At 66.4% G+C, this 24,685-nt stretch carries 23 protein-coding genes and 1 pseudogene; 12 read left to right on the top strand and 12 right to left on the bottom strand.

Annotated elements, in window-relative coordinates:
* The first annotated feature begins 36 nt into the window (after nucleotides 1-36).
* Both A5686_RS10450 and A5686_RS10445 read left to right on the top strand, forming a co-directional pair.
* Nucleotides 37-1,938 carry an NAD(P)/FAD-dependent oxidoreductase gene (locus A5686_RS10450; RefSeq protein WP_067933799.1) on the top strand — a complete coding sequence of 634 codons (1,902 nt, stop codon included), beginning with the start codon at nucleotides 37-39 and terminating at the stop codon, nucleotides 1,936-1,938.
* Entirely contained in the window at nucleotides 1,935-2,822 is an 888-nt protein-coding gene (locus A5686_RS10445) for an SDR family NAD(P)-dependent oxidoreductase (RefSeq protein WP_067933797.1), read from the top strand. The genes A5686_RS10450 and A5686_RS10445 overlap by 4 nt, the downstream gene beginning before the upstream one ends.
* Here A5686_RS10445 and A5686_RS10440 read toward each other — a convergent pair.
* The 7 genes and pseudogenes from A5686_RS10440 to A5686_RS10410 form a co-directional block, all read right to left on the bottom strand.
* Nucleotides 2,819-3,445, bottom strand: a complete 627-nt coding sequence (locus A5686_RS10440; protein WP_067933795.1) for a Dabb family protein — start codon at nucleotides 3,443-3,445, stop codon at nucleotides 2,819-2,821. The two genes, A5686_RS10445 and A5686_RS10440, sit on opposite strands and share 4 nt — an antisense overlap.
* On the bottom strand, nucleotides 3,438-3,785 hold the full coding sequence (locus tag A5686_RS10435) for a hypothetical protein (RefSeq protein WP_067933794.1): 348 nt from the start codon (nucleotides 3,783-3,785) through the stop codon (nucleotides 3,438-3,440). Before A5686_RS10435 ends, A5686_RS10440 begins: the two co-directional genes overlap by 8 nt.
* A 10-nt stretch (nucleotides 3,786-3,795) precedes the next feature.
* Nucleotides 3,796-4,611: an IclR family transcriptional regulator gene (locus tag A5686_RS10430; RefSeq protein WP_067933792.1), complete on the bottom strand. Its 816-nt coding sequence runs from the start codon at nucleotides 4,609-4,611 to the stop codon at nucleotides 3,796-3,798.
* A 213-nt stretch (nucleotides 4,612-4,824) separates the two neighbouring features.
* Nucleotides 4,825-6,291, bottom strand: a complete 1,467-nt coding sequence (locus A5686_RS10425; RefSeq protein WP_156750027.1) for an FAD-dependent oxidoreductase — start codon at nucleotides 6,289-6,291, stop codon at nucleotides 4,825-4,827.
* On the bottom strand, nucleotides 6,288-7,196 hold the full coding sequence (gene bphC, locus A5686_RS10420) for a biphenyl-2,3-diol 1,2-dioxygenase (protein ID WP_067933787.1): 909 nt from the start codon (nucleotides 7,194-7,196) through the stop codon (nucleotides 6,288-6,290). Before bphC ends, A5686_RS10425 begins: the two co-directional genes overlap by 4 nt.
* Nucleotides 7,197-7,211: 15 nt before the next feature.
* Nucleotides 7,212-8,396, bottom strand: a complete 1,185-nt coding sequence (locus tag A5686_RS10415; protein ID WP_067933785.1) for an acyl-CoA dehydrogenase family protein — start codon at nucleotides 8,394-8,396, stop codon at nucleotides 7,212-7,214.
* An 87-nt stretch (nucleotides 8,397-8,483) separates the two neighbouring features.
* A pseudogene (locus A5686_RS10410) lies at nucleotides 8,484-8,710 on the bottom strand (2Fe-2S iron-sulfur cluster-binding protein).
* Between the two features lie 181 nt (nucleotides 8,711-8,891).
* Here A5686_RS10410 and A5686_RS10405 point away from each other — a divergent pair.
* The 4 genes from A5686_RS10405 to A5686_RS10390 are packed head-to-tail and all read left to right on the top strand — an operon-like array spanning nucleotide 8,892 to nucleotide 12,631.
* Complete coding sequence (locus A5686_RS10405) at nucleotides 8,892-10,502, top strand: NAD(P)/FAD-dependent oxidoreductase (RefSeq protein WP_067933783.1); 1,611 nt, start codon at nucleotides 8,892-8,894, stop codon at nucleotides 10,500-10,502.
* Nucleotides 10,499-11,314 carry a mycofactocin-coupled SDR family oxidoreductase gene (locus A5686_RS10400; protein ID WP_067933781.1) on the top strand — a complete coding sequence of 272 codons (816 nt, stop codon included), beginning with the start codon at nucleotides 10,499-10,501 and terminating at the stop codon, nucleotides 11,312-11,314. Before A5686_RS10405 ends, A5686_RS10400 begins: the two co-directional genes overlap by 4 nt.
* Entirely contained in the window at nucleotides 11,311-12,144 is an 834-nt protein-coding gene (locus A5686_RS10395) for a mycofactocin-coupled SDR family oxidoreductase (RefSeq protein ID WP_067933779.1), read from the top strand. The genes A5686_RS10400 and A5686_RS10395 overlap by 4 nt, the downstream gene beginning before the upstream one ends.
* Before the next feature lie 10 nt (nucleotides 12,145-12,154).
* On the top strand, nucleotides 12,155-12,631 hold the full coding sequence (locus tag A5686_RS10390; protein ID WP_067933777.1) for a nuclear transport factor 2 family protein: 477 nt from the start codon (nucleotides 12,155-12,157) through the stop codon (nucleotides 12,629-12,631).
* Nucleotides 12,632-12,684: 53 nt separating this feature from the next.
* Here A5686_RS10390 and A5686_RS10385 read toward each other — a convergent pair whose 3' ends face one another.
* From A5686_RS10385 to A5686_RS10375, 3 genes are all read right to left on the bottom strand, one after another.
* A complete protein-coding gene (locus A5686_RS10385; RefSeq protein WP_067933775.1) occupies nucleotides 12,685-13,566 on the bottom strand; it encodes an alpha/beta fold hydrolase in 882 nt (293 codons plus the stop codon).
* Nucleotides 13,567-13,626: 60 nt separating this feature from the next.
* Nucleotides 13,627-15,021 (bottom strand): wax ester/triacylglycerol synthase family O-acyltransferase, encoded by a 1,395-nt coding sequence (locus A5686_RS10380; RefSeq protein ID WP_067933774.1) that lies wholly within the window; start codon nucleotides 15,019-15,021, stop codon nucleotides 13,627-13,629.
* A 352-nt stretch (nucleotides 15,022-15,373) separates the two neighbouring features.
* Nucleotides 15,374-15,829 (bottom strand): nuclear transport factor 2 family protein, encoded by a 456-nt coding sequence (locus A5686_RS10375; protein WP_067933854.1) that lies wholly within the window; start codon nucleotides 15,827-15,829, stop codon nucleotides 15,374-15,376.
* A 174-nt stretch (nucleotides 15,830-16,003) separates the two neighbouring features.
* Between A5686_RS10375 and A5686_RS10370 the strand changes: the two genes are divergently transcribed.
* Entirely contained in the window at nucleotides 16,004-16,237 is a 234-nt protein-coding gene (locus A5686_RS10370) for a CsbD family protein (RefSeq protein WP_067933772.1), read from the top strand.
* 300 nt (nucleotides 16,238-16,537) lie between these two features.
* On the opposite strand, the gene A5686_RS10365 is transcribed toward A5686_RS10370, so the two are convergent.
* Nucleotides 16,538-17,383 (bottom strand): SDR family NAD(P)-dependent oxidoreductase, encoded by an 846-nt coding sequence (locus A5686_RS10365; RefSeq protein ID WP_067933770.1) that lies wholly within the window; start codon nucleotides 17,381-17,383, stop codon nucleotides 16,538-16,540.
* Nucleotides 17,384-17,589: 206 nt separating this feature from the next.
* Here A5686_RS10365 and A5686_RS10360 point away from each other — a divergent pair, with 206 nt between their 5' ends.
* Together A5686_RS10360 and A5686_RS10355 are read left to right on the top strand one after the other, a co-directional pair.
* Nucleotides 17,590-18,633 carry an alpha/beta hydrolase gene (locus A5686_RS10360; RefSeq protein WP_082947576.1) on the top strand — a complete coding sequence of 348 codons (1,044 nt, stop codon included), beginning with the start codon at nucleotides 17,590-17,592 and terminating at the stop codon, nucleotides 18,631-18,633.
* 171 nt (nucleotides 18,634-18,804) lie between these two features.
* Nucleotides 18,805-21,441 carry an ATP-binding cassette domain-containing protein gene (locus A5686_RS10355; protein WP_082947575.1) on the top strand — a complete coding sequence of 879 codons (2,637 nt, stop codon included), beginning with the start codon at nucleotides 18,805-18,807 and terminating at the stop codon, nucleotides 21,439-21,441.
* A 5-nt stretch (nucleotides 21,442-21,446) separates the two neighbouring features.
* Here the strand turns inward: A5686_RS10355 and A5686_RS27595 are convergent, their stop codons facing one another.
* Nucleotides 21,447-21,611, bottom strand: a complete 165-nt coding sequence (locus A5686_RS27595) for a hypothetical protein (RefSeq protein ID WP_197520541.1) — start codon at nucleotides 21,609-21,611, stop codon at nucleotides 21,447-21,449.
* Nucleotides 21,612-21,862: 251 nt separating this feature from the next.
* Between A5686_RS27595 and A5686_RS10350 the strand changes: the two genes are divergently transcribed.
* From A5686_RS10350 to A5686_RS10340, 3 genes are read left to right on the top strand one after another with little or no spacing between them, the layout of a single operon-like run.
* On the top strand, nucleotides 21,863-23,041 hold the full coding sequence (locus tag A5686_RS10350) for an acyl-CoA dehydrogenase family protein (protein ID WP_067933849.1): 1,179 nt from the start codon (nucleotides 21,863-21,865) through the stop codon (nucleotides 23,039-23,041).
* 21 nt (nucleotides 23,042-23,062) lie between these two features.
* Complete coding sequence (locus A5686_RS10345) at nucleotides 23,063-24,181, top strand: acyl-CoA dehydrogenase family protein (RefSeq protein ID WP_067933769.1); 1,119 nt, start codon at nucleotides 23,063-23,065, stop codon at nucleotides 24,179-24,181.
* Nucleotides 24,178-24,678 carry a MaoC family dehydratase N-terminal domain-containing protein gene (locus A5686_RS10340; protein ID WP_067933767.1) on the top strand — a complete coding sequence of 167 codons (501 nt, stop codon included), beginning with the start codon at nucleotides 24,178-24,180 and terminating at the stop codon, nucleotides 24,676-24,678. The genes A5686_RS10345 and A5686_RS10340 overlap by 4 nt, the downstream gene beginning before the upstream one ends.
* The last annotated feature ends 7 nt before the right edge of the window (nucleotides 24,679-24,685 follow it).

The following is a 24,685-nucleotide window of genomic DNA, read 5'->3' as shown; positions in this document are numbered from 1 at the left end:
CCCGCGCGGCGGGGGAGCGACTCCATACTCGGTGCCATGAGTTCTGGCGCTCCGCTGGATCCCGGTGAACTCCGGGTCAACCTGCTGAAGGCAGATCCAGGGGTACTCGTCGCGGTGTTGGCGCAGCTGACTGGTGACGCTTGTGTGGTCGACCGGTTCGGGGCGAAGATCACGCACGTGCCCGACCCTCCGGAACGGGCCGGCGTCACCGATCCTGCCACCGCAGCAGAACTGGTCGAGGCGGTGATGGCTGCGCTGCGGTCGCCCCGCGAGGCAGCGGAGATTCCCGCTGACGACCCCCAACTCTTCGGGCGGCTGCTACCGCTGGCACTGGGATGCGAAGTCGACGGCGAATTTGTTCCATTGTTGCTCGAGCAGGGCGGTTTTCATCCCTCCCAACCAGCGCTGCCGCGCACGGTGGCGATTCCCGAGACAACGAACGTGGCGATTATCGGTGCGGGCCTCGCCGGTATCATCGCCGCACTCGCCGCGGCTGACGCTGGGGTCGGCTACCAGATCTTCGATCGCAATGACGAAGTCGGTGGTACCTGGCTGACCACGACCTACCCGGGTATCGGAGTCGACACGCCATCGGCGTACTACTCGTTGTCGCGTGAGGTGAACCCGGATTGGACGAGCTACTATCCGCAAGGCGCGGAGTATCAGAACTACCTTGTTGCGGTGGCCGACAAATATGGCCTGCGTGAGCACACCCGATTCGGCACCGAGGTCGAAGCCCTGTGGTGGGACGAGGATCGCGAGCAGTGGCAGATCCGTAGCGTTGGTCGCGACGGCGAACTCGACGTCACCTACGCGCGCGTCGTGATCACCGCGGCGGGTTACCTGAATCGTCCACGATGGCCTGATCTTCCGGGTCGGAACACCTTCGCAGGCATCAGCATTCACTCCGCGCAGTGGGATCCGGCGCTGGACCTTGCCGGCAAGCGGGTGGCGATCATCGGCGCCGGCTGTACGGCGGTACAGATCGTCGACGCATGTGTCGAGGACGTCGAGCATCTGACTGTGTTTCAGCGGCAACCACACTGGGTGGCGCCGCGCAAAAGGGCGACCGATGACGTTCCCGAACACCGCCGCTATCTGGGCCGGCACCTACCGTTTTACGCGAAGTGGAACCGGCTGAAGTCGTATTGGGGGACGGCGGACAACAACTATCCCGTCATCCTGCAGGACCCGGAGTGGTCGAAATCGCACTTGTCGATCTCACCCGCCAACGACGTGCTGTTGCGGATGTGCATGGACTACATCAACGAGACCTTCGGTGCCGGAACCGAACTGGCCAGGAAAGTCACTCCGGATTTCGCGCCCTACGGCAAGCGGATCATTCGGGATCCGGGGGGGTATTACGCGGCGCTGACGCGCGACCACGTGGACGTGGAAGCCAGCGAACCGGCCGCGGTAAACGCCGAAGGCATCGTGACGCAGGATGGCCGGCAGATCGACCTTGACATCATCATCTACGCCACCGGTTACCACCTCGACTTTTTATCCACGATCGACGTTCGCGGCCGCGGCGGACGTACGCTCTCCGACGAATGGGGTCAGAGCCCCCGCGCGTACCGGGGTGGCACAGTGCCCGGCTTCCCGAATCTGTTCATCAATTCGGCGCCGAACTACAGTCCCGGCCACGGTGCGGGCGCGAACTTCTCGATGGAAGTGATGGCGCATTACATCATGGAATGCTTGCAACTGATGGCGCTGCGTGGCGCGACAACGATGGAGGTCACCCGCCAGGCTTACACCGACTACGTGGCCCAGATCGACCAGACGATGGCGGGCACGGTGTGGTGTCACACGCCGAATGCACACACCTACTACCGCTCAGGGTCGGGCCGTGTCGTGGTGGCGACCCCCTACCGGCTGGTCGACCTTTGGCATCAGCACCGTGCGCCGATCGAAGAGCATTTCGAGTTCCGATGACTCAATTACTCTCGGGTAAAACAGCTTTGGTAACGGGAAGTAGCCGGGGCATCGGTCAAGCAATTGCGCGGCGCTTGGCCGCTGAGGGTGCGACGGTAGCCGTCACAGCCAGGTCGCACCAACCTTCCGCGTCGACCCGGAGCGGCACGAGTCATAGGCTGCCGGGCACCATCGGGGAGACCGTCGCCCTGATTCAAAGCTCGGGTGGTCACGCGTTTGGCCTCGCGGCCGACCTCGAGGATGCCCAGCAGCGCCGCCGGTTGATCGACGCAGTGCTCGAGCACACCGGCCGCATCGACATCTTGGTCAACAACGCCGGTTTCGCCGACTATTCGGTCATCGAGGACATGAGCCTGGAGACGTTTGACCGGACCGTCGAGCATTACCTGCGGACACCTTTCGTCTTGACGAAAGCTGCCGTTCCACACATGCGTAGGCAAGGTGGGGGCTGGATCGTCAACATCGGGTCGGTGACCGGGCTGCCTCCGGTGCGGCCGTACCGTGACTACAACAAGACCTCAGGTGACGTGATCTACGCGTCGGTTAAAGCTGCGCTGCACCGTTTCACGCAAGGCGCAGCAGCCGAACTGCTCGACGCGAACATTGCGGTCAACTGCGTTGGCCCATCGTCGGCGGTCAAGACACCCGGTGCTGCGGAGCTGATTCCGGTGACCTTCCCGACCGAACCGGTGGAGTACTTAGCCGAAACAGTGCTGGCGATGTGTCATTTGCCCGCCGTCGAGCGCACCGGGCTGGTCGCGTTCAGCCTGCACTACCCCTGGGCACAGCAGTTGCCGGTGCACAGCCTAGACGGCTTGGAGCTGTTGCCACCGCTGAAGCCGCCGCAGACAGCCAATCCGAACGTCCTGCCCACAGGCATCTAACTGATCACCGGGCCGGCGGTGGCGCAGAAGCTGTGGCACACGCGATCACGAACGATCACCTCGGTAGTTTCGGGATCGAACCACCGGTCCACCACCGCCCAGTGGATCGGGTGCATCAGGTACGGACCCATCAACCCTTCGAGGTCGGCGAACTCCTGCTCGAACACATGGGTCCACGCCGTAGCACCGGTGGCCTCGGATACCCGGCTCAGTTGCCATGCGCGGATCGCCGGCACGTGGCGGGGCATCATTGACAGCTCGTGCTCGAATTGATCGACAGAGGCCGCCGGGGCGTCGGGCACCACCCGCAGGAGCAACGTCCGGTACACGGTGCCTGAATTTTCGGCGCAGCGCTGGGGTGCACCGGAATAGTCGGCCCCGTTGACCCGGAGCATCGCGGGGTCGGTCAACAATGCAGTGAATCCGGCTGCGCCACAGCTCCAATCGGCCCGGGAGTGGAATCGCAGGTGCACGAGGATATCGCCGCCGTTGCGAGTCCCGGGCAGAGTCGGCTCGACCACCCAGCGCGGTGATCCTGTCTGGGTTGCGGCGCAACGCAACTCGTCGAGTAGCCGGTCTCGATCTGACTTGACGACGTCAAGCAATCTCGTGACGCTAAACATCACACAGGCCGTCGACGTCGGCCGCGGCCGCGGCGAACGATCGAGATCGCTCCTGCACCAATTCGCCGATTTGCGACCACCATTCGCTCAGCGCCGGATCAGGCCGGCCCATCCATGTCATCTCCCACCAGGCTTGAACGTCAGGCAGTGTCCACGTGATGGTGACGGTGTTAACCCGGTCTTCGAACCAGATCGGCGGGCTGACCAAGATGTCGCGTAGCGTCATGCCCCGGTCCCGGGCACCCGGGGCGTACTCGGCCAGGTATGCGTCGACGAACCGCCGCGCGCAACCCGGCCGGGTGACGACACGGTCTATCACCCATACGCTGCCGGCGACCATGGGGCTTGCTTCACGCGTACTGCAACGCGGGCCGCAGCGGACGCAATGGCTGCAGAGTCGGGGCGACGCGTTGTGGGCCGCCCTCGGCGTGCCGCCAGATGCCCATCGCCGTCATCCGGACCGGAGCGACCAATCGCTGATCGAACTTCATCCGGTTCATCGGACCGCATACCGACACCGCGGCGACGACTTCCTCGCCCTCTCCCGGCCCGCCGATCGGGGCCGCCACGCAACCGAATCCGAGCAGCGATTCCTCACGTTCGAAGGCGACGCCGTGCGCGCGCACCCGGGACAATTCGACGGCCAGCTGTGAGCCGGTGGCGATCGAGTACTTCGTCTTGCGGATTCGCAGGTCCACCGGGGCATCCTCGTCGCGGTAGGCCAGGATCGCCTTGCCGACGGCGGTGCAGTGCGCGGGCTGACGGCTGCCCACTCGGGTGGGTATGGGCGCCAGCGGCGAGTCGCCGACCTTGTCGAGGTACACGACGTCCGGCCCGTCCAGAACCGCAAGGTGCGCGACGAGCCCTGTGGCGCGGTGCAATTCGCCCAGCAAGGGGCCCGCGGCGCGCACTAGGCGGTCCTGATGCACGGCTAGCGAGCCCAATTCGACGAGGCGCATGCCCAGCTCGTAGTCACGGCCGCTGCGGCGCAGCCAGCGCAGCTGCACCAGGCGCTCGAGCATTCGGTGCGCCGACGAACGCGGCAGGCCGGTACGCCGGACGATCTGGGCCAGCGTCAGGCGCCCGGGTCCGTCGAATGCGTCCAGGACCATCGAGATGCGGTCGATGACCGCCGTCGGCGCGACTGATTCTGCGGTCTCTGTCATCCGGCCCTCCCAGCTAGAGCTATCTGGCTGTCATATTCCTATTAGGAATATCTGTTTGTACCATACCGCTGTGGCCGCTGTCACACGACACGCGAACGGCGAGGACGGACGGAAGGTCTGCCGAGTGCGCACCGGCGACTGAAATGTGGGCGCGAATCCGGCCCAGGAGGCACAGTCTCAAAGCCGTCAACCCGCTCAAGACACTGAGTGCGGTCAGCCCTTGGCCGCGGAGCGGCCGGCGCGGCGGCCGTAGAAGCTGCCGTCACCCAGCGAGACTCCGCTGGCGTAGCCCCACGCGGCCAGGCCGGCGGTGCAGCGGCCGGCGGCGAAGAGTCCCGGAATGGGCGCGCCGCTGACGTGCAGCACCTCGGCGTCCAGCGTGGTGGCCAGCCCACCCAGGGTGAACCCGCCGGTGTTCTCCCGCAGGTCGACGGCGCCGACGGGGGAGCCGATCGGCTTGATCCACTCCGGCTTCTTGTGCAGCAGCGGATCCTCGCCGCGCGCGGCGCCCTCGTTGTACGCGGCAACGGTCGCCTGCAGCGATCCGATCGGCAGCCCCATATCGCGTTCCAGGTCGGCGACCGTGTCGGCCACCCAGGTCGCCGGGCGCAGCATGAACTTCGGCGACCACGAGGCCATCGCCTCCTCCTGCGCATCGCCGTCGATGATCAGATAGGCGACGTTGTCCTGCTGATACAGCGTGAGCTGCCCGATCCGGCCGGGGTAGGTGTCCTCGGCGACGTAGCGCTGACCGCGGCCGTTGACCAGGATGCCGCGTACCAGCTGCTGGGGATCGATGAAGATCGCCACCTCGGTGGCGTCCATGTGGGCCAGGTCGGCGCCCAGCGCCTGCGCCATCCGGATCGCCTGCCCGTCGTGCTGCTCGATCGACGCGGCCGGCCGGCCGGCGATCCGCGGCGCGAAGCGCTGGACCATCGCGTCGTTGTAGGCGAAGCTGCCGGTCGCGAGGACCACTCCGGTGCGCGCTCGAACACTCATCTCGGTGCCGTACCGGCGGGCGCGGATGCCGACCACCCGGCCGTCGGATTCGGTGATCAGCCGCTGCACCCGCACGTCGTAGCACGCCCGCACGCCGGCTGCGGTCGCGGTTTCGACCAGGGGCTTCATCAGCATGTAGCCGGCGCTGGCTTCGCCCTGCTTCTTGTTCTGCATCTGCGGGACGTGCCCGCGCGGCGCGGGCGAGGCAATGGTATTGAACGGAAAGGAATTCTCGCCGCCGCTGTACATCAGCCCCTGATCGCCCATCGGCTCCCAGCCGGGCTCGGAGAAGAACTCCGCCTTGAACGGGACACCGCAGCCGACCAGCCACTCGAAGTGCGCGACGCTGCCGGCGCAGTAATCGGCGATCCTGTTCTCGTCGGCGCCGGGGCCCATCGCGACGTTGAGGAACGCCGCCATGTTATCGACGGAATCGCTGAAGCCACAAGCTGTTTGGATCGCGGTGCCGCCACCGAGATAGATGAAACCACCGGCCATAGACGCCGCACCGCCCCACGAGCCGGTGCGCTCCAGCACCAATACCTCAGCGCCGGAGCGGGCGGCTTCCACCGCCGCCGCCGCGCCGGCGATACCGTAGCCCGCGATGACGACGTCGGCCTCGTCATCCCATGAGGTGATCGACGACGCGGTGACCGGCGTTACGTCCGATTCGGGCGTCACAGCCGCATCGCCGCGGGCATCTCGCCGACCCACTGGTGACCCCAGTAACTGTCGGCCGTGATTTCTTCTGCGGTGTAATAGGTTTCGTCGACCCGCATCCCGTCGGTGCCGAACTCGATGTCCCAGTCGCCAGGTGCGCGGACGTAAAACGACACCATCTTGTCGTTGGTGTGGCGCCCAAGGGTCGACGACAACTGGAATCCCTCGACGTTGACCCGGTCGAGCGCCTGCCCCACGGCGTCGAGAGTATCGACCTCCACCATGATGTGCACCAGGCGCGGATCGCGCTGGTGCGCGGCCGGGACGATCGCCAGGCTGTGGTGGCGCTCATTGATGCCCAGGAACCGAACCCGCACCGGGCCAAACTCTTTCGGCAGCGGCACCCGGAACGCGCCGCGGGCGCGGAAGCCCAGGACCTCGGTGTAGAAATCGAACAGGCCGCCTGCGTCGATGGCCGGTACCACCACGTGGCCCATGCCCTGGTCGCCGGTCACGAACTTCGCGCCGAACGGCGTGACGACCGGGCTGTGGTCGAGCACCGCGCCGTGGAATACCTCCAGCGTCGTGCCGGCGGGATCCTCGAACGTGATCACTTCTTCGACGCGGCGCGCCTCGGCCTCATCGGCGGACAGCTGTTTGTACGCCACACCGGCACCGTCGAGGGAGGCTTGCACTCGCTGCAGCGCCGGGTGGTCGCGCACTTCCCAGCCGACGGTCAGCACCCGGTCGGTCTCACCGGGCACCACGATGAGCCGGGCCGCCCGCTCGTCCATGCGCAGGTAAAGCGCGGACTCGTCGGGGCCCCTACCCTCGGCGAAACCCAGCACGCTGAAGGCGAACTGCCGCCAGCGGTCGATGTCATTGGTCGAAATGGTGATGTAGCCCAGGCTTTTCAGATCGCTCACGGATGGGTCTCCTGCTCAGATCAGGGCCCGCAGCGGGCCCTCGGGCGGGTCGATGCCGATCGAACTCAGCGCCGCCGCGTGATAGGTCGTGCCGGGGACATGAATGGCATGCATCTGTCCGACGTGCACGTCACGCCAATACCGCTGCAGCGGCTTGTCCATTCGCGCCGCGTTGCCGCCCGAGCGGGCGAAGATCTCGTCGACCGCCGACACCGCGCGCCACACCGCGCGCACCTGTGTCCGGCGCCCGGCCGCCCGGTCGGCGAACGACACCTCCTTGCCGGCCGCGACCATGTCGTAGATGCGGTCGGCGTTGGCCAGCAACTCCTGGCGGGCAGCGTTGATGTCGGCGGCAGCCTCGCCGATCGCATGCATGACGTAGGGGTCATCCTTGATCGCGGTTCCGGTAGCACCGACGCGCTCGCGCTGATAGTCCAGATGCGCGGCCAGCGCCCCCTCGGCGATGCCGATGGTCGCCGCGGAAATGCCCAGCGGGAACATCGTCGACCACGGCATCAGGTACAGCGGCTCGGTCATGCCGGCCTCGCGCTGAGCGGTACCGTCCATTACCTTGGTCGCGTCCATCGTCCGGTAATTCGGCACGAATGCGTCTTCGACGATGACATCCTTGGAGCCGGTTCCCCTCAGCCCCACCACATTCCACGAGTCGTCGACGATTTCGTAGTCCTTGCGCGGCAGGATCATGTGCAGCATCTGCGGCGGCATCAACGGGATGCCCTTTTCGTCGCCGAGCATGGCGCCCAGGATGATCCAGTCGCAATGGTCGGTGCCCGAACTGAACTGCCAGCGGCCGTTGAAGAGGTAGCCGCCGTCGACGGGCTTGGCCACACCCTGCGGCGCATACGGGGACGCCATCCAGGTGTCGACGTCGTCGGCCCAGATTTCGGCGGCCACCTTCGGGTCGGCGTAAGCCAACTGATAGGGGTGCACGCCCACGACGCCGACGATCCAGCCGGCCGCCGGATCCAATGCCGCGGTGGCCATCGTCGTCTCGGCGAACTCGCGGGGATGGACCTCGAAGCCCTGGTACTGCTTGGTCTGCAACAGCCGGATCAGGCCGGCGCCTTTCATCAGCTTGACGGTGTCGTCGGTGAGCCGGCCGATGCGTTCGGCTTCCGCGGCTTGGTCGCGCAACTGGTCGGCCATGGCCACTACCCGGTCGAGTACCCGGTCGCTCATATCGTTGTCCTTACGTGTGTGGGCTTAGTAATGGTCTACCGCAGTCGCGGTCGGTCCCAAAGGACATCCCGATGAACGGACACGGAATCAAAATTCGACGTGCACATCGTCCCCTGCCGCCCTGGCCTGGCAGGCGAGTATCAGGCCGTCCTCGAGATCCGCCGCGTCCAACACCTCGCACGGGGCCATGTCGACCCGCCCGGTGAGCACGGTCGCCACGCAGTAACCACAGCGGCCCCCCGGCACGAATGCGGCACCGCGATTCCCGCGTCCAGCAGCGTCTCCACCAGTGTCTGCCCGTGCGGCCAGGGCAAACGATGCCGTTAGCCGTCCAGCTCGACGTCGACACGTGCGATTTCCGGCATCGGTCGATGGTCGGCCATCAGGGCCGAGCGGCGGGCCTACGCGCCCGGTGGCCGGGAAGTCTCGCGCGAACCGTCCGGTGACCGGGAGGGACGGCGGTCCAACACGCGCAAGGGCCTACGGTCACTGCTTGTGAATGATGCCGGCCGACAGCCCCTGGATGTCGTCGTGGTCGGCGCGGGATTCGCCGGCCTGTACGCGTTGCACAAGCTGCGTGGTCAGGGCCTCTCGGTGCGGGTGGTCGAAGCGGCGCCAGAGCTCGGCGGCACCTGGTACCACAACCGGTATCCGGGTGCCCGCTGCGACGTCGAGAGCGTCGACTATTGCTATTCGTTCTCCGACGAACTGCAACAGGAGTGGGACTGGACCGAACGGTATGCCACCCAGGCCGAGATCCTGGCGTATTTGAACTGGGTCGCGGACAAGCTCGATCTGCGCCGCGACATCGCACTGCGCACCCGCGTGGTCTCGGCACGACTCGACGAGGCGACCCTGCGCTGGACGATCACCACCGAAGCGGGCCAAGAGTTTTCGGCCCGGTTCTGTCTCATGGCGACCGGTCCGCTGTCGGCCGCACTGACCCCGGACTTCGCCGGCCTGGACACCTTTTCCGGCGAGATCTACCACACCGCACACTGGCCGCACGAGCCCGTCGACTTCACCGGCAAGCGGGTGGCCGTCATAGGTACCGGATCGTCGGGCATCCAATCCATTCCGATCATCGCCGAGCGCGCCGCTCATCTCTATGTCTTCCAGCGCACCCCCAACTACAGCGTCCCAGCAGGCAACCAGCCCTTGACGGCCGATGAGCTGGACGAGATCAAGGCCGGCTACGCCCAGCGACGTGCGCTGTCGTGGCGCAGCGGGGGTGGCTCACCGCACATCACCGCCCCAAAGCCGACGATGCAGTTCAGCGCCGAGGAGCGTCGTGCGGCCTTCGAAAAGCGCTGGCAGCTCGGCGGGGTGCTGTTCTCCAAGACGTTCCCCGACCAGATGACCGATCTGGAGGCCAACGAGGAGGCCCGCAGGTTCTACGAGGAGAAGATCCGGGCCGTCATCGATGATCCGGCCGTAGCTGACCTGCTGATCCCCACCGACCACCCTATCGGTACCAAGCGAATCTGCACTGACAGCAATTACTTTCAGACTTTCAACCGCGCGGACGTGTCATTGATCAGCGTCCGCGCCACCCCGATCGAATCCGTCGACGCCACCGGCATTAACACCACCGATTCGCACTACGACGTCGACATGATCGTGCTGGCAACGGGTTTCGACGCTATGACCGGTGCGCTTGGCAAAATCGATATCATCGGACGCCACGACACCGCCCTGCGTGACGACTGGGCGCACGGGCCCCGCACATATCTGGGCCTGGCGGTGGACGGCTTCCCCAACCTGTTCTTGATTTCGGGTCCGGGCGCGCCCGCCGTGCTAGCGAACATGGTGCTGCACGCTGAAGCTCAGGTGAACTGGATCGCCGACGCCATCGCTTACCTCGACCATTACGGTTACGCCGCGTTGGAGGCGAACGTGGACAGCGTCGACGGCTGGGGCGCCGAATGCGCCCGCCTGGCCGAGGCGACGCTGTTCACCAAGGCGAACTCCTGGTACATGGGCGCGAACGTGCCGGGCAAGCCGCGTGGCTTCATGCTGTTCACGGGCGGCTTCGCCACCTACAACGATATTTGCGCCGAGGTCGCCGGCGCCGGCTACCGCGGCTTCGATCTAATCCAACAATGACGAAATTGCTGAACAAGGTAGTGGTGGTCACCGGCGCCGCCAAAGGCACCGGACGGGTGCACTGTGAGCGGTTCGCCGACGAGGGTGCCGACGTGATCGCGCTCGACGCCCAAAGCGCGGCCGCCGAGTTGCGTGACACCGCAAGGGGAGTCGAGGACCGCGGTCGACGGTGTGTGACCGGTTTGACCGACGTCAGCGACCTCGCGGCGGTGACGGCTGCCATCGACGCGGGGGTGGCCGAGTTGGGCAGTCTCGACGTCGTGGTCGCCAACGCCGGAGTCCACCTGCCCGGCGCCCCGTCCTGGGAACTCGACCCCCAGGTGTGGCAGCGCACGCTCGACATCAACCTCACCGGCGTCTGGCACACGATCCGGGCGAGCGTGCCGCACATGTTCGGTCGGGAAGGCGACTGCGGTGGCTCGGTCGTTATCATCAGCTCCACCAGTGGGCTTCGCGGCCTGCCCAACACCGGGCACTACACCGCCAGCAAGCACGCGGTGGTGGGACTGGCGCGCACCCTGGCCAACGAGCTCGGGCCGCGCGGCATCAGGGTGAACACCGTGCACCCCGGGCCGGTGGCCACCCCAATGGTGCTGAACGAGGCCACTTTTCGACGGTTGCGGCCGGACCTGGACAACCCGACCGCGGCCGACGCCGCCGAGGTGCTGCGGGCACGCAACCTGCTCCCGGTGCCGTGGGTCGAGCCCGTCGACATCGCCAACGCCGTGCTGTTCTTGGCCTCGGATGCGGCTCGGTACATCACCGGCACCCAGCTCGTGGTGGATGCCGGTCTGACCCAGAAGACGACATGACCGGACGGCTGCAAAACAAGGTGGCCCTGATCACCGGTGCGGCGCGGGGGATCGGTCGTGCGCAAGCGGTGCGGTTCGCGCAGGAGGGCGCTGACATCGTGGCGCTCGATGTGTGCGGCCCGGTCGACACGGTGGTCATTCCGCACAGCACCCCGGCCGACCTTGACACCACCGCGTCGCTGGTGAGCGACGCGGGCGGGCGGGTGCACACCGAAATCGTCGACGTGCGTGACCTCTCCGGGGTGCAGGCCGCAACCGATCGCGGCGTGCAGCGTTTCAACGGCCTGGACGTGGTGTGCGCAACCGCCGGCATCACCTCCCGTGGTATGGCGGTCGACCTGGACGAAAACACCTGGCGCACCATGCTGGACGTCAATCTCACCGGGGTGTGGCATACCTGCCGCGCCGCTGCGCCGCACCTCATCACGCGCGCGGCGGGTGCGATGATCCTGACGAGTTCCATCGCGGGGCGCCGTGGACTGGTCGGCGTCGCACATTACACCGCCGCCAAGCACGGCGTGCTCGGCCTGATGCGCAGCCTCGCCAATGAGCTTGCGCCGTATCATGTTCGGGTCAACTGCGTCAGCCCGACGAACGTCGACACACCCATGATCCACAACGACATCGTCAGCAGTGCCTTTCGGCCCGACCTAAGCCGACCACCGACTCGTACGGAATTCGCCGAGGCGGCCCGCCCGATGAATATGCTTGCGGTGCCGTGGATCGACCCGCTCGATGTCGCCAACGCCGCACTGTTCTTGGCCTCCGATGAAGCGCGGTACATCACGGCGGCGGACTTGCCGGTCGACGCCGGGGCCACGCAGCGATGAGGAGAACACCATGACCGCCGACGACGGGGTGCTGGCCAGGTTGCGCCGGCTCGAGGACGAGCGCGACATCGCACGATTGATCGCTTCATACGGCCCCGCGGTCGATGCCGGCGATGCCGACGCCGCCGCGAGCTTGTGGGCGACCGACGGCGTGTATGACGTCGACGGCTGGCGCATGGAGGGCCGCGCCGCCGTGCACACGATGATCACTTCGCCGGCGCACCAGAAGTTGGTGGCCAAAGGCTGCTCGCACTTCCTCGGGCCGTGTGTAGTCACCGTCGACGGCGACGACGCGGTGGCGGTATGCGAATCCCTGGTGCTCGTGCGAGACGGTGACGGCTACCGGGTGTGGCGGGCCACCGCACATCATTTCGCGCTGCGGCGCATCGACGACCATTGGCAGATCACCATCCGCACCAGCCGCGTGCTCAACGGCGACCCGGAGGCCCTCGCCCTGCTGACGAAAGGCCTTGCGGGACAGCAATGAGGTTGATGGCGGCGACGCGCTTCGCCCGGCTTCGCGGCGCTTGCGATCGCCGTCTAATTGCGCGAAAGGAACGCCAGCACGGTGCTTTCGAACGCGTCCTTGGCCTCGATCATGGCCCAGTGTCCCGAGTTGGGGAAGATGTGCAGCTCCGCGTTGGGGATGGTGCGCATCGGGATCAGCGCCATGTCCGGTGGACTCACCCTGTCGTCGCGGCCCCACGTCAGCAGGGTGGGAGCGGTGAGCTTGTGCATGGTCGCCCATGGCAGTGGCCGGTCGGAGGCGCTCAGTGCGGCGTTCATTCCGGCGAACGCGGCCTTGCCATACATCCGTCGCGCCGCGGCCAGGGTTGCCGGGTCGGTGGCCAACTGCCAGCGTTCCTCGATCAGCTGCTCGGTGACCAGCGCCTGGTCGTAGACCATCGATTTGAGCCAGTCGACCAGGCGTTGCCGCGTGGGGTCCTCGACGAACTCCTGTAGGAGCCGAATGCCTTCGCTGGGACTGGGACTGAAGATGTTGGTGCCGATGCCGCCAATGGTCACCAACCGACCGACCCGTTCCGGATTGTGGGTTGCGAAGTTGATCCCCACGCCGCCGCCCATCGAGTTCCCGACGATGTGCACCTTGTCGACGCCCAGCGCGTCCAGGAAGGGCGATACCGTGCCGAACGCGGTGACCATCGGATGGCCACCGAAGTCGTCGCTGACCCCGAAACCGGGAAATTCCAGGATCAGGCACCGATAGTGGACGGCGAATGCGGGCAGCACGCCGCGGAAGTTGCGCCAGCCCGTGACCCCGGGACCGGAACCGTGCAGAAAAAGTAGCGTCGGGCCGCCCTGCGGCCCACCACTGTCGTAGTAGCGCAAGGCGCCCTTCTCGGTGCTGATTTCCCGCAGATCTTGCGCTGTGAGGGACGTCGCTTCAGAAGTGTCTGCCACGGATGTCACCCTGCCATGCCGCAGCGGCGGGAGGGGACTGGGTTCCGCTGACCGGGTCGATCAGAGTGGACGCTGGGCGGCGGGCTCACCGCAATTCAACAGCTCTTTGAGAGCGACGGGGAACGCGTCGGCGAGATCCCACAGGTCGGGAACGAGGTCCGGGCAGGAGATGATGCCGACGCCGAGTCGGCCGTTGAGCGACATCACGGTGATGTTGAGCGCGGCGCCGGCGATGATCGGGCCGAGCGGATACATCGCGTCGAGCCGGCAACCTAGGAAGTACAGCTGCTCCTGTGGGCCCGCCACGTTGGACATGACCAGATTGTGTGGCGGCCGCTCAGGCAAAGGGATGCGTGGCAGCAGTTTTTTGGCCGCGCCGAACACGGTCTGTCCTGCCACTTGTGTCCAGTCGTGCAGCAGGGTCGGGCCCATCGCCGCGGAGTGCTTCTTGGCCGCGGCGTTTCCGGCTGCGATGCTGGCCAGCCGTTCCACTGGGTCGTCGATGTGAGTCTCGAGCCGGCAGAGCATCCAGGTCATCTGGTTGCGGCCCGCCCGAGTCGACTGGTCGCGGACGGATACCGGCACGCTGGCGACCAGGGGGACGTCGGACAGCGCGTCGCGGTCCTGCAAGTACAGCCGCAGTGCCCCAGCACACACCGCCATCACCACGTCGTTGACGGTCACCCCGAACCGGCGCTTAACGGTCTTCACGTCATCGAGGTCCATGCTCGTCAGGGCGACGTTGCGGCGTCGGGTGAACGAGCCGTTGAATGCCGTCGGGGGAGCGGCGAACGGAGCCGCCATCGTCTGCCCGCCGCGGGCACGCAGCACCGTTTGCGCCAGGGTCAGCGCCGTCGAAGGCACGACTTTGGCCAGGCGCCACGGCCGCAGTGCCGCGCCGATGAGCCCGGTGGCGGCGATCTCTAGCGGATTCGCGGCGCCGGTGCGCTCGGCCGGTTTCGGTGGCGCAGCGTCGGGCACGGCGCTGCATAACTGCGCGAGCAGGTTGGCTCCGCCGACGCCGTCGATCACCGCGTGATGGACCTTGAGGACGACGGCCAGCGCGTCGGTGCCGTGCAGGCCCTCGATCACCCACATTTCCCACAGCGGACGATCCCGATCCAGCGCAAGCCCGGCGACGTGGCCGCACAGGTCGGCTAATTCTTTCAGCCCGCCCGGCGCGGGCAGCGCGACGCGGTGAAGGTGGCGAGCCAAATCGAAACGCTCGTCGTCCACCCACACCGGATGGTCGAAGTTGAATTGATTGTCGGCCAGCTTGAGGCGGAATTCGGGCACGGCGTCCAGCCGCACCGAGAGCGCCTCATGGAAGCGATCGAACGTGTAGCCCCCGGGCATCGTCGCGGGATCCAGTTCCAGGACACAGCAAACGTTCAAAAGCTGCGTTGGGGATTCCAGGTATAAGAAGAACGCGTCTAATCCACTGAGTCGTTGCATGCTTGCTCGTCTCTTTTGGGCGGCCATGACCGCTGGTCACGTGACCGGCGGTCACTTCGAAGCTCCTGAGGGGACGTACGATCAGGCGGCCGCCATCTTTTTGTGTGACTCTTATCTGTAGCCGCTGAGGCCGATTCGGCAAACATTCCGTCGGGAGATTTAACGAAATCGCCACGCCGCTCTCGCCCGGTGGGGGCCGTGGCCGACGGGCTGGTAGCGGTGATCGACCGAACCGGCAGGTACGCCAGGAACGGTCGGTGTTGGATGCGGACATGATCCGTCCCGCTTCGGTTGGCTCAATAACGCCGAATATCAACTCGAACAACAGGTTTGACGTGTCACTGCGCCGCGATTATCGCTGCTTCCCGGAGGGCTCGCGGGCCATCGCCGAGTCTGGCGCCGCCCAGTCCGTCGAAACCTTGCGGTGCCTGATCAGCCAGGTGTCACCCTCGGGTACGAGGATGTCGCGGTAGCGGCCGTAGTGGTCGAGCCCGATGTGGGTGAGAACGGTGAAGTACGAGTCGACCCGGGCCTGACCGGGCGCTACCTCAGTGAACAACACGCTCGCGATGTTATGGCGCACAATCGGTTTCACATCGGCAGCCACGGCGATCTTTCCGGTGACACCGCCCAAGAAAGCCGCGATGTCTCGACGTCCGCACAGCGGCTCAGAATCGCGTATTTCGAGGATGCCGTCTGCGCAGAACGTCTCCGCGAGGCCTTCGAGCCGCCCGGCGTCACCCGACCAGTTGTATCGCGCCAAAGTGTCCCGGATTCGCTCGCGGGCGACCAGTTCCCACATCTCCACCGTCACGACTCCTCGCGCCGCCGACTCCTCGGCCCACCAGCGTATGGCATTTCGGCAACATGCCGCCGTGGGTGGCGAAGGCCACTCACCGGCCGTGTTTCGAAAATTCACCGGTTGGGCATCAAGGGGGCGAGCGCACGACACGGGCGTCGTCCGCAATACGGAGGGAGGAGCATGTCGGACAAGAGTGGTCCCGCGGAAGCCGTTGAGGGCGTTGTCGAGGGAGTCAAGGGCAAGGTCAAGGAAGTCGCCGGCGCAGTTGCCGGGCGTGACGATCTGCAACGTGAGGGTCAAGCCCAGCAGGACAAGGCTGACGCGCAGCGCGAGGCGGCCCAGAAAGAGGCCGAGGCCGAAAGCGCCCGCAAAGCCGCCGAAGTCAACGAAGCTCGCCAGAAAGCCGAGCAGTAGCGGGAACCGATGGTGGCCCGGTCACAGGGGTGGCCGGGCCACCGTTTTTGCCGCGACCCCGAACGAAAGCCACCGCCCCGGATCACTGAGGGCGGTGCTCCGCCTACGTTTGTCGATGAGCCCTCCGGCAACGGGGTGCTCAACGGGATCGCGGTAACGATCATCGACCATCAAGCCCGGTTCGGGCCCGCGACAACTTCCTGGGCTAACCTGAGCTAATCCGGCGAAACCCTCATTCCCGCAACGCTTTCGCGGGTCTGGGCCCGGGCCCGGGCGGAACGCGGCTTCGGTGATGTCTGATCAGGGGGCGATGGGCCGGTTTGTCCACTGGCGGTCCGGTCGGCGGGTCGAGCGGAACCATCCACCGGCGGCCCCGGTACCGCCGTCGGTGGGAATGACGTGGCCGGTGACGAACCCGGAAAGATCGGAGGCCAAAAACAGGATGACTCTGGCCTGGTCCTCGGGCAGGCCCATCCGCCCCACCGGAACCCATTGCGGCCATTGCGCCTGTTCTTGGTCCGAAAGCCATTGCGAATAGGGAACTTGCAGGGATTCGGTGACATCGGGCGCGATTGCGTTGACCCTTATCCCGTGGATGCCCAACTGGACCGCGAGGCTGCGCGTGAACGAGTTGACAGCGGATTTGAAGGCGGCATACACCGGGTCCTCCGGATACCCCCGCAGCCCCTCGACGGACGAGACGTTCACGATCGCACCAGCCTGGCGCTCGACCATGGCCGGCAGGAACGCGTGGGTCAGCAGGAAGACATGGTGCAAATTGATCCGGTAGAGCTCGTCCCACTGCTGCGGGTCGGTGTCGACGAAATTTCCGGGGTGGCGCAACCAATGGCCCACGTTGTTGACCAGCACGTCCACTCGATCGAACCGCTCGATCACCGTCCGGGCCAAGCGGGCGACCTGGTCGGGGTCTCGAACGTCGGTGACGACGGCTGAGGCCGAACCACCGGATTCGGTGATCGAGGCTGCCGTCGCGCCGGCGAGGTCGGCGTCGATATCGGCGATGACCACGCGGGCCCCGTGTTCGGCGAACAGGCGTGCTGTCGCAGCCCCGATGCCTCCCGCACCGCCCGTGACGACCGTCACCCGGTCGGCCAGCAGCGGATCGGAAGGCTTCGCGTGTGTCATCGCTCATATCTTGGGCCATTAGGCGGCCTCGGCAACAGCCGGTTAGGCCCGATTGCGCCCGCGCGGGAACCTCAAGACAAACGAGTCAGTGGTACCCATCTCTTCGCGCAACAAACAGTGATGTACCTGACATTTGTGGGCCGTTCATTTCCAGTTAGCCCCCCGCGGCGGCGGGTATTCGGTCGCCACTTAGGAGGTTGAAACCGATGGTGAGCACAGCCGAACCGACACATGTATTGCCGAGCGTGGCGATGACGCGGCGCGTCCATCACCGCCATAGCCCGCAGTCGGTTGCCGTAGGGCTCGCCAGCCGCTTGATCGTGAAAAACACCGTCCGCGCATGGGCCATGACGCCGAACCTGCGCTGGCCGTTCGAATACCTCGATGGTGTCGCGGGATTGGTGCCGCAAGTCGGGCCACGGGCACAAATCGAACGGGTGCGACTAGAGAACTGTGCTGCCGAATGGGTTCGTGCGCCCGGCGTATCGGGGGAGCGGACAATCCTGTATTTGCATGGCGGCGCGTTCCTGACCTGCGGCCTCAACACCCATCGCTCCATGGTGACTCGCTTGTCGAAGGCTGCTGACGCCACCGTGCTCACCGTCGCGTACCGGAAGTTGCCCGCGCACCAGATCACCGATGCCATCGACGACGGCATCAGTGGCTTGCGGTGGTTGCAGGATCGCGGCTTCGACGGAGACCAGGTTGTCGTGGCCGGCGACTCCGCCGGCGGGTATCTGGCGTTCATGACCACGCTCTTGGCGATCCAGGACGGCATCATGGAACCGGCGGGAGTCGCGACCGTCTCACCGTTCACCGACACGGATCCGGTACGCAAACTCAAGCACCGCAACGCGCGCAAGTGCTCGATGTTCACCCGCCGGGCGTTCTCCCGGTTCGCCGAATTCCTCAGCAAGGCACAGGTTGTGGAAGGCCAGGGCGATTACGCGGTCGCCTCCCCGGTGGATGCCGATCTGTCCTCGTTGCCGCCGGTCACCATCCACGCCAGCTCGGACGAGTTGCTGCTCGTCGACGCCGAGCTGATGGCGAAGCGTTTGGAAGCCAGCGGGATCCACTGTGATCTGCATCTGTGGGAGGGGCAGATCCACGACTTCCCCTTGGCCGCCGACGTTTTGCCCGAGGGCAGGCGAGCGATCAAATACCTGGGTGATTTCGTCAAGGACGTCACCGCCGCTCGCGCCAAAGTTCCGAGCCTGCGCAGTCTGCGCAACGCCGCGGTTGCCGGTTGAAAACGGCGAAAGTAATTGTACTACAATGTAATTCGTTACCCAGCTGGCCTTCCTTGCCGGGCGGCCTTCTAGTCGGCGCCCTCCGCTGATTCCAGTCGGCGATGGTACGACACAGAGCCCGGCCAAGCACGTCGCGCATAAGCCGCCCCGCTGCCGTTACAGTTGGTCCTGATGACCTCACCAGCCCCGCCCGCGCTGACCGTGCGGTACCAGGGGGCCGAACGCACCTTCGCGCCGGGCAACGATGTAGTGATCGGGCGTGACCTTCGCGCCGACATGCGAGTAGCCCACCCCCTGATCTCCCGAACTCATCTGATAGTGCGATACGACCAGGGTCGATGGATCGCCGTCGACAACGGCAGCCTCAACGGCCTTTATGTCCACAACCGCCGCGTCCCAGTCGTCGACATCCAGGATGGGCTGCGGGTCAACGTCGGCAATCCGGACGGTCCGGCGCTCACCTTCGAGGTGGGCCGCCACCGGGGCTCGGCCGGGCGGCCCCCGCTGACGACGTCGATACCGATTGTCAGCAATCCCAGCGAACCGCCGGCACGCGCGCCGCAGAGCCGGTCGTCGGCCAGCCAGCATGCCGGCCAGACCCAGCAGCCGGCGTCGTTCCGGCATTCCGTCCAGCCTCCCGCCAGCGCGCAGCCGGCCGGGGGAGCCACGGCAAGCCAACCGTCCGAGCCGCAGCCCCGATTCCCGACCAGCGGTCTACCGAGCGAATCGCAGCCTGCGCCGCAGATTTACCGGTCGCCGCAGACGCAGGCGGCGCCGCCGACCGCTGCGGGACCGGCGCCGCAGACGGGCCGCATCGGCGGCGACGCGTCGATCATCGCGACATCGATGATGAAGATCCTGCGGCCGGGCAAGGCCGGTCCGGACGGACCGGGCGCCATCAGGATCGGGCGCGCCAACGACAACGACATCGTCATCCCCGAGGTGCTGGCATCGCGCCACCACGCCACCCTGATTCCGACGCCCACCGGCACCGAGATCCACGACAACCGCAGCATCAACGGCACCTTCGTCAACGGCGTCCGGGTCGATTCGGCCGTATTGCACGACGGCGACGTGGTCACCATCGGCAACATCGACCTGATCTTCCACGGTGGCGACCTGGCCCGCCGCGACCAGACCGCGACGGCGACGCGCAGCGGCGGCCTCGATGTGCGCGGGGTGACCTGGACGATCGAGAACAACAAAACACTGCTGGACAACATCTCGCTGACCGCCCTGCCCGGCACGCTGACGGCGATCATCGGGCCTTCCGGCGCTGGCAAGTCGACCTTCGCGCGACTGATCGCCGGATACACGCACCCGACGACGGGGACCGTGTCGTTCGAGGGCCACAACATCCATGGCGAATACGCCTCGTTGCGCAGCAGAATCGGGATGGTGCCGCAGGACGACGTGGTGCACGGGCAGCTGACCGTGCAGCAGGCGTTGTTGTACGCCGCGGAGCTGCGGCTGCCGCCCGACACCACGAAGGACGACCGCGCCCAGGTGGTGGCTCGGGTGCTCGAGGAACTCGAGATGACCCAGCACCTCCGCACTAGGGTGGACAAGCTGTCCGGCGGACAGCGCAAGCGAGCGTCGGTGGCGCTCGAACTGCTCACCGGCCCGTCGCTGCTGATCCTCGACGAGCCGACCTCAGGCCTGGACCCGGCGCTCGATCGGCAGGTGATGACCATGCTGCGGCAGCTCGCCGACGCCGGTCGTGTGGTGCTGGTGGTCACCCACTCGCTGACCTACCTGGACGTCTGCGACCAGGTGTTGCTGCTGGGGCCCGGTGGCAAAACGGCCTTCTACGGGCCGCCCAACCAAATCGGTCCCGCCATGGGCACCACCAACTGGGCCGACATCTTCAGCACCGTCGCGAACGATCCCGACGGGTCCCGTGCGCGCTACCTGGCCCGAACGGGCCCGCCGCCCGCTCCGCCGCCCGCCGAGAAACCCGCCGAGCTGGGCGATCCGTCGCACACCAGCCTGGTGCGGCAGTTCTCGACTATCGCCCGGCGCCAGATGCGGCTGATCGTCTCTGACCGCGGCTACTTCGTCTTTCTCGCGCTGTTGCCGTTCATCATGGGGTCGCTGTCCATGTCGGTGCCCGGCGATGTCGGCTTCGGGATCCCGAACCCGATGGGCGCCGCGCCCAATGAGCCCGGGCAGATCCTGGTGCTGCTCAACGTCGGCGCGGTGTTCATGGGCACCGCCCTGACCATCCGCGACCTCATCGGTGAGCGCGCGATCTTCCTGCGCGAACAGGCGGTCGGATTGTCCACCTCGGCCTACCTGTTGGCCAAGGTTTGCGTGTACACGGTCTTCGCGATCGTCCAGTCGGCGATCGTCAGCATCATTGCGGTGCTCGGCAAGGGAGCCCCGACCCAGGGGGCCGTGGCGCTGGGCAAGCCGGGTCTCGAGCTGTTCGCCGACGTCGCGCTGACGTGTGTGGCTTCGGCAATGCTGGGGCTGGCCTTATCGGCCGTCGCCAAGTCCAACGAGCAGATCATGCCGTTGCTGGTGGTCGCGGTCATGTCGCAACTGGTGTTCTCCGGGGGGATGATTCCGGTTACGGCGCGCATCGGTCTCGACCAGATGTCCTGGGCAACCCCGGCGCGATGGGGATTCGCCGCATCGGCCTCGACCGCCGATTTGACCAAGCTGGTGCCCGGTCCGCTCACCCCGAAGGACTCGCATTGGCAGCACACCCCGGCGACGTGGTGGTTCGACGTCGGCATGCTGTTCGTCATCAGCGCCGTCTACCTCGGCTTCGTGCGCTGGAAGATCCGCCTGCGCGGCGGCTGACGCTGTCAGGCGCGCTTGCGGAGCACCTGCTCGGCCGCGGCACGCATGCGGTCGGACAGTTGCAGCAGATCGTGCTCGCCTACGCCTAACGGCAGCGTGTACGCCAGTTGCCGCAATTCGACGGCGTAGTTGCGCAGATCTTCGCGCAGGCGCATCTCAACAGTGGGCATGACTTCTCCCTGGGGCTCAGCAGAATGCCTGGTCCCCGTCGACCAGCCGATCTGACAATCGTCGCAGCCCACTGGAATCACCGCGAGAGCGTCGACGTGTTTTAACCGGAGTTTGACAGCGTAGTTACAGCACGAGCGCCCGCCTGTGGCGCCCGCGCATGACGCAGCCTCGAAATCGCCGGTGCCATCTCCCTGTGGCGTTACGCTGGCGACGCTCGGTGAAAAGCATGTGGAAAGGCAAAGGCGCCGGAATGGATTTCGAACTCGACGCTGGGCAGCGCGCCTGGCTCACCGAGGTTCGGGAATTTCTGCACGACAACGTCACCCCGGAATTGCGTGTCGAGCTCGCTGAGCACGACTTGGAGGTTCCCGACGGCGAAGTCGCCCGGTTTCGCCGCAAGATCGGGGCCAAGGGCTGGTTCGGGCTGAACTGGCCGCGCGAGTACGGCGGACTTGGCCTCGGCGCCATGCACCTGCATCTGCTGATGAGCGAATTCGAATATTGGGGCGTGCCCGGTCCCGACCTGACGGTGACATCGGTGGCGCCGATGATCATGCGGCATGGCACCGAGCGCAACAAGACCGACTGGCTGCCCCTCATCGCCAAGGGCGAAATGATCTGCGCGGTAGGCTATTCCGAGCCAGATGCAGGAACCGACCTGGCCAGCCTGCGCACCAGCGCCACGCGGGACGGCGATGAATGGGTGATCAACGGCACCAAGATCTGGAACAGCGGCGCCCAGCGCGCCACGCACGAATGGCTCTGCGTCCGTACCGATCCGAGTGGTGCCCGGCATCGCGGCATTTCGGTCATCATCGTGCCGATCGACCGCTCGGGCGTCGAAATACGCCCGCTGTACGCGTGGTCGGGCTATCGCACCAACGAGGTGCACTTCCGTGACGTGCGGGTGCCGGTCACCAACCTGGTCGGCGAGGTCAACCGCGGCTGGACCTACATCACGGGTGCGCTCGATCTCGAACGCGGGGCACTGACCAACGCCGGAGACCTGCGCCGCGCCGTCGAGGAGTTGCACGAGCTGGTGCATCGCCCCCGGCGCGACGGGACCGTACCCGCCGACGATCCGTCGCTTCGTCGGCGACTGGCGCAGGCCGAGGCAGACGTCGCGGTGGCCGTGCTGATGGGCTACGAGGCGGCGTCCATCCTGGACTCCGGCGTCATACCCACCGTCGAGGTCAGCGTGGAGAAGGTTTTCACCAGCGAGCTGCGTCAGCGCATCGCCGACCTGGCTCTCGACCTCCTCGGGCCCGACGGCCTGTTGGCGCATGGCAGCGAACAGGCCCCATTGGCAGGCAAATTCGAGCGGCTCTACCGGGCCGCCCCGCTGATGCGCTTCGGCGGTGGGACCAACGAGGTGCTGCGCGACATCATCGCGCAGCGCGGCCACGGAATGCCGTCCTATGGACGCTGACGTCAGACCCGCACTCCGCAGATGAAGACGATCCCCACCGCCGAACAGCGCGAGTTCGCCTCGGCCTTGCGCGCCCTGCTGGCCGCCGAGAACCCGATCGGTCTGGTGCGCGCCCTCAACGAACCCGGCGCAAACCGCCACACGCCGGCACTGTGGAAGGCGCTGGCCGATGCGGGCGTCTTCGGCCTGGCCGTCAGCGAGGAGTACGGCGGGGCCGGCGGCTCCGTCGACGACCTCGCCGTCTTCTACACCGAAGCCGGCCGCGCGCTGTGCCCGACGACGGTGCACAGCAGCGTTCAGGCCACACTGGCCATCGACGAGCTCGGCTCGCCGGCCGTCAAGGCCCGCTGGCTCCCGTCGCTCGCGTCCGGTAAGGCGCGGGCCACCACCGCACTCTTCAACGTGCGCGACACCGCCCTCGTCGCCCCCGGGCCGCACGCCGATCGCGCCGCAAAACAATGGCGGCTCAACGGAACCGCGGACTATGTCCTCGATGCCGACGTCGCCGACCTCATCGTGGCGTCCGCCACGACGGACGAGCGGCCCATGGCCTTCGTCGTCGACATCCGCAATGCCAGTGTGGAACCGCTCGACATGGCCGGTGGGCTCCGCGCATTCACGCTGCACTTCGACGACGTCGTCGCCGACGCGGTGCTCGATGGCGTCACCGCACGCGCGCTGCGCCGGGTGGCGAACACCGCCGTCGCGCTGGGATCACTCGACCTGGTCGGCGTCGGCCAGGCCGTGCTGGACCGCAGCGTCGACTACACCAAGCTGCGTCATCAATTCGGCCGGCCCATCGCGTCGTTCCAGGCCGCCCAACACCTGATCGCCAACATGCACATCGCCTTGGCGGCCGCGCGATTGGCCGCGCACGCCGCCGTGTTCTGGCTGGGCCGGGGCCGCGTGGCGACCAGGGAGACGGCCATCGCGCGCATGCACGCGGCCACCGCCGCGCGCCTGATCACGCTGGACGCCCATCAACTGCACGGTGGCATGGGCTATGTCACCGAGACCGACCTGCATCTGTGGAGCGAGCGGGCACGGCTCGGTTCGACTCTCGGCGGCGGAGCCGATGTCGCCGCCGGCTGGCTTACACACAGCCGGCACGACGAGACAGACGAAGGGGAGCGCCGTTGAGCGAGGATAGTCTGATCGACGCGGGATCGGCGTCGCGCATCGGCACCGTAGCGGCGTCGGCGACCGGGGAGTTGAACAGCCGCGATTGGCAACGCTGGGCGGCCGCGGTCGGCGACCACAACCCGCTGTATTTCGATCCGGATTATGCCCGGGCCAACGGATATCGCGACATCATCTGCCCGCCACTGTTTCTGCAGTACGCGATCCTCGGTGTATCGGCGCTCGAGTCGTTGCGTCCCGACGGATCGTCCGGAGCGGTCTCGGGCAGCCTGGCGTTTCCGCGAGCCCCCAAACGGATGGCCGGCGGGGAGAGCTTCACGTTTCACCTGCCCGCGTACCACCGCGACGAGATCGATATGGTCCGAACCATCTCCTCGATCGTCGAAAAGCGGGGCCGCTCCGGCCCATTCGTTCTCGTCACTTGGCACACGGTGTACCGCAACCAGCATCGGGACCTGCTGGCCGAAGCGTCGACGTCGATGATCGCCCGTCCCTAGTAGTGCG

Origin of the sequence: Mycobacterium sp. E2479 (assembly GCF_001667925.1) — a bacterium.
Classification (GTDB): Bacteria; Actinomycetota; Actinomycetes; order Mycobacteriales; family Mycobacteriaceae; genus Mycobacterium.
This window is presented reverse-complemented; position numbering and strand designations above follow the sequence as displayed.

Bases quoted from the DNA above. Each gene is read 5' to 3' on its own strand.
- A5686_RS10380 (WP_067933774.1), bottom strand. From the start codon at position 15,021: ATGCAACGACTCAGTGGATTAGACGCGTTCTTCTTATACCTGGAATCC.
- A5686_RS10415 (WP_067933785.1), bottom strand. From the start codon at position 8,396: ATGAGCGACCGGGTACTCGACCGGGTAGTGGCCATGGCCGACCAGTTG.
- A5686_RS10370 (WP_067933772.1), top strand. From the start codon at position 16,004: ATGTCGGACAAGAGTGGTCCCGCGGAAGCCGTTGAGGGCGTTGTCGAG.
- A5686_RS10395 (WP_067933779.1), top strand. From the start codon at position 11,311: ATGACCGGACGGCTGCAAAACAAGGTGGCCCTGATCACCGGTGCGGCG.
- A5686_RS10350 (WP_067933849.1), top strand. From the start codon at position 21,863: ATGGATTTCGAACTCGACGCTGGGCAGCGCGCCTGGCTCACCGAGGTT.
- A5686_RS10400 (WP_067933781.1), top strand. From the start codon at position 10,499: ATGACGAAATTGCTGAACAAGGTAGTGGTGGTCACCGGCGCCGCCAAA.
- A5686_RS10355 (WP_082947575.1), top strand. From the start codon at position 18,805: ATGACCTCACCAGCCCCGCCCGCGCTGACCGTGCGGTACCAGGGGGCC.
- A5686_RS10365 (WP_067933770.1), bottom strand. From the start codon at position 17,383: ATGACACACGCGAAGCCTTCCGATCCGCTGCTGGCCGACCGGGTGACG.
- A5686_RS27595 (WP_197520541.1), bottom strand. From the start codon at position 21,611: ATGCCCACTGTTGAGATGCGCCTGCGCGAAGATCTGCGCAACTACGCC.
- A5686_RS10445 (WP_067933797.1), top strand. From the start codon at position 1,935: ATGACTCAATTACTCTCGGGTAAAACAGCTTTGGTAACGGGAAGTAGC.
- A5686_RS10345 (WP_067933769.1), top strand. From the start codon at position 23,063: ATGAAGACGATCCCCACCGCCGAACAGCGCGAGTTCGCCTCGGCCTTG.
- A5686_RS10360 (WP_082947576.1), top strand. From the start codon at position 17,590: ATGGTGAGCACAGCCGAACCGACACATGTATTGCCGAGCGTGGCGATG.
- A5686_RS10450 (WP_067933799.1), top strand. From the start codon at position 37: ATGAGTTCTGGCGCTCCGCTGGATCCCGGTGAACTCCGGGTCAACCTG.
- A5686_RS10440 (WP_067933795.1), bottom strand. From the start codon at position 3,445: ATGTTTAGCGTCACGAGATTGCTTGACGTCGTCAAGTCAGATCGAGAC.
- A5686_RS10430 (WP_067933792.1), bottom strand. From the start codon at position 4,611: ATGACAGAGACCGCAGAATCAGTCGCGCCGACGGCGGTCATCGACCGC.
- A5686_RS10435 (WP_067933794.1), bottom strand. From the start codon at position 3,785: ATGGTCGCCGGCAGCGTATGGGTGATAGACCGTGTCGTCACCCGGCCG.
- A5686_RS10390 (WP_067933777.1), top strand. From the start codon at position 12,155: ATGACCGCCGACGACGGGGTGCTGGCCAGGTTGCGCCGGCTCGAGGAC.